Source organism: Streptococcus sp. STC1396 (genome assembly GCF_058933875.1).
In genome coordinates this window covers 1-2,911 of sequence record NZ_JBZYCU010000045.1, presented here as the reverse complement: position 1 = coordinate 2,911, position 2,911 = coordinate 1, and the positions used below count along the sequence as shown (strand labels likewise).

Sequence of the window (2,911 nt, the reverse complement as noted above, 5' to 3'; positions counted from 1 at the left end):
GCATGCCCTTTTATGGCTCAAAAAGTGTTAAAAATAAGACAGTAACCTCGGAATAGCTACTGTCTTATCTCATTTTTCACTTAAAGCCTTGACAGACTTGACAAATGGTAGAAAAGAGCCAAAAAAAGAGAGAACTTGCGTTCTCTCTCGGTGCTAGAATTTATCACCTATTAGCCAAAAAGAATGGATTAGAGATCTCAATCTTCTTTTTTACGGCGAGTTCCAATACCAATCAGCGTCAATAGCGCTCCTATTCCTGCTGCCGTCATAACTTTCGCATTCTCAGTATCCTCACCTGTACGTGGAAGAACTGGTGCTGGAGTCGTTTGCGCTTTTGGTTGTGTTGGAGCGAGCGGTGTCACTGGAGGCTCTGGCTTAACTGGAGTATCAGGAACCTCTGGAGTTGTCGGCACTGCGCTGTAATGCACATCCTTGACAATATTCTCTTGGGTAACTACTTCAGATGGAACTGTATCAATATCTACGCTATAGCCTGGAATTACTGGCGATGGCACAGCGTTATAGTTAGCTTTGTCGCTTGTCCAAGCTGTGGCAGAAACTGGTTGGCCAGTCACCTTGTCTGTCGTCACGGTACGAGTCCAAGTCGCTGTTTGTACTTGGTCAGCTGGGGTTTGTCCTCCTGCACCATGGTAACGAACAGTCAAGTTTACATCCTTGCTTTCTTGGGATTCAGTTGTGCCGTGTTTCAAGCGAATCACTACGTTTTGATCCACACTGCTGTCGGTGTCGAATTGACCTGGCAGGGCGTCCTGAGAAACCACTTCATAACCTTTTGCCAGATAACCTGCGACTACGGTATCGTATTTCGTTTGCGCTGCTGCTGGAAGAGCTGCACCTGACTCACCTGTTGTCAATTCCACTTGGTTTTCCAGAGTCTGACCTGTTGTCTCATCTACAACTGTGTACGTAACTTTTTGCGTTTGGATTGTGTAGTATACATCCTTGACAATATTCTCTTGGGTAACTGCTTCTGATGGAACAGCCGCTACATCCACAGTGTAACCTGGAATCACTGGTGACGGCACAGCGTCATAGTTGGTTTTGTCGCTTGTCCAAGCTGTGGTAGAAACTGGTTGGCCATTCACCTTGTCTGTCGTCACGGTACGAGTCCAAGTCGCTGTTTGCACCTTATCTTCTGGTGTTTGGCTGCCTGCACCATGGTAACGAACAGTCAGGTTCACAGCCTTGCTTTCTTGGCTATCCGTTGTGCCGTGTTTCACATGAACAACAACATTTTGATTATAGCTACTATCAAGGTCGAACTTAGCTGGAAGCTGATCTTTCGAAACCAATTCATAACCTCGGGCTAGATAAGCATCCACGATTGAATCATACTTAGCTTCTGTGTCATTTGGAAGAGGAGTATCAGAGTTACCACTTGTAAGCTCTTGCTTATCTTCCAGCGTGGTATTGGTTGTATCATCAATGATGGTATAGGTTACTTTTTGCTTGTCTGCCTTGTATTTAACCGTAACGGTAATATCATCCTGATTAGCAGTTACGTTTTCTGCGTCAACTTTAGCCTTATCTGGGGTGTAACCATCAACAGTTGGAGACACTACCTCTGGGAAGGTTCCGACCGACGGAGTCCAAGCCCCTTGCGTAGTCGTTTTAGTCACTTCATCTGTTTTCATTTCTCTAGAGAAAGTCAAGGTCGTTTTCTTCTCTGGAGCTGCTGGTGTGTTATCTTCTTCGTAGACGTAGTTAATCGTTTGCGTTACAGTCTTAGTTTCTGTAGAAGTTGATACTTTGTGTTTCAAGCGAATGACTACATTTTGGTCCACACTGCTGTCTGTGTCAAATTGACCTGGCAGAGCATCCTGAGAAGCCACTTCGTAACCTTGTGCTAAGTAGCCCGCAACTACGGTGTCGTATTTCGTTTGAGCTGCGGTCGGAAGAGCTGCACCTGACTCACCTGTTGTCAATTCCACTTGGTTTTCCAGAGTTCGACCTATTGTCTCATCTACAACTGTGTACGTAACTTTTTGCGTTTGGATTGTGTAATGCACATCCTTGACAATATTCTCTTGGGTAACTGCTTCTGATGGAACTGTCTCGATATCTACGCTATAACCTGGAATCACTGGCGATGGGATTGCATCATAGTTTACTTTGTCGCTTGTCCAAGCTGTGGCAGAAACTTGATTGCCAGTCACCTTGTCTGTCTTCACGCTACGAGTCCAAGTTGCTGTCTGAACTTGGTCAGCTGGTGTTTGGCTGCCTGCACCATGGTAACGAATAGTCAAGTTTACATCCTTGCTTTCTTGGCTATCCGTTGTGCCGTGTTTCACATGAACAACTACATTTTGATCATGACTGCTATCAAGGTCGAACTTAGCTGGAAGCTGATCTTTCGAAACCAATTCATAACCTTGGGCTAGATAAGCATTCACGATTAAATCATATTTTTCTCGTGCACTGTTTGGAAGAGGAGTATCAGAGTTACCACTTGCTAGTAATTCCTTATTTTTCAGTGTTTTTTGAGCAGTATCGTCAATGATTGTATAGGTTACTTTTTGTTTATCCGCCTTGTAAGTAACCGTAACGTTGATATTACCTTGTTCAGGGGTTACAGTTACAGCGTCAACTTTAGCCTTATCTGGGGTGTAACCATCAACAGTTGGAGAAACTACCTCTGGGAAAGTTCCGATAGATGGTGTCCAGACTCCCTCTTGAGGGGTTTTGCCAGTAACTAAATCTTTGATATTCGTACGTTTAAAGTCTAATTTTTGAACTTTAGCTGGAGCTGCTTGGTCACCATTTTCATAGACATACTGGATGGTCTCGGTCACCGTTTTCGTTTCTTCAACCGGAACCGTCTTATGGCGCAGACGCACCGTGACATTCTGATCCGTCGCATCGTCGGTATCAAACTGAGTCGGTAGCGCTT

At 44.7% G+C, this 2,911-nt stretch carries 1 protein-coding gene; it reads right to left on the bottom strand.

What is annotated here, in order from left to right:
• Positions 1-197: 197 nt before the first annotated feature.
• Positions 198-2,911 (bottom strand): mucin-binding protein (locus AC5FEC_RS10300; RefSeq protein WP_493662105.1); only part of this gene is annotated, 2,714 nt, incomplete at its 5' end.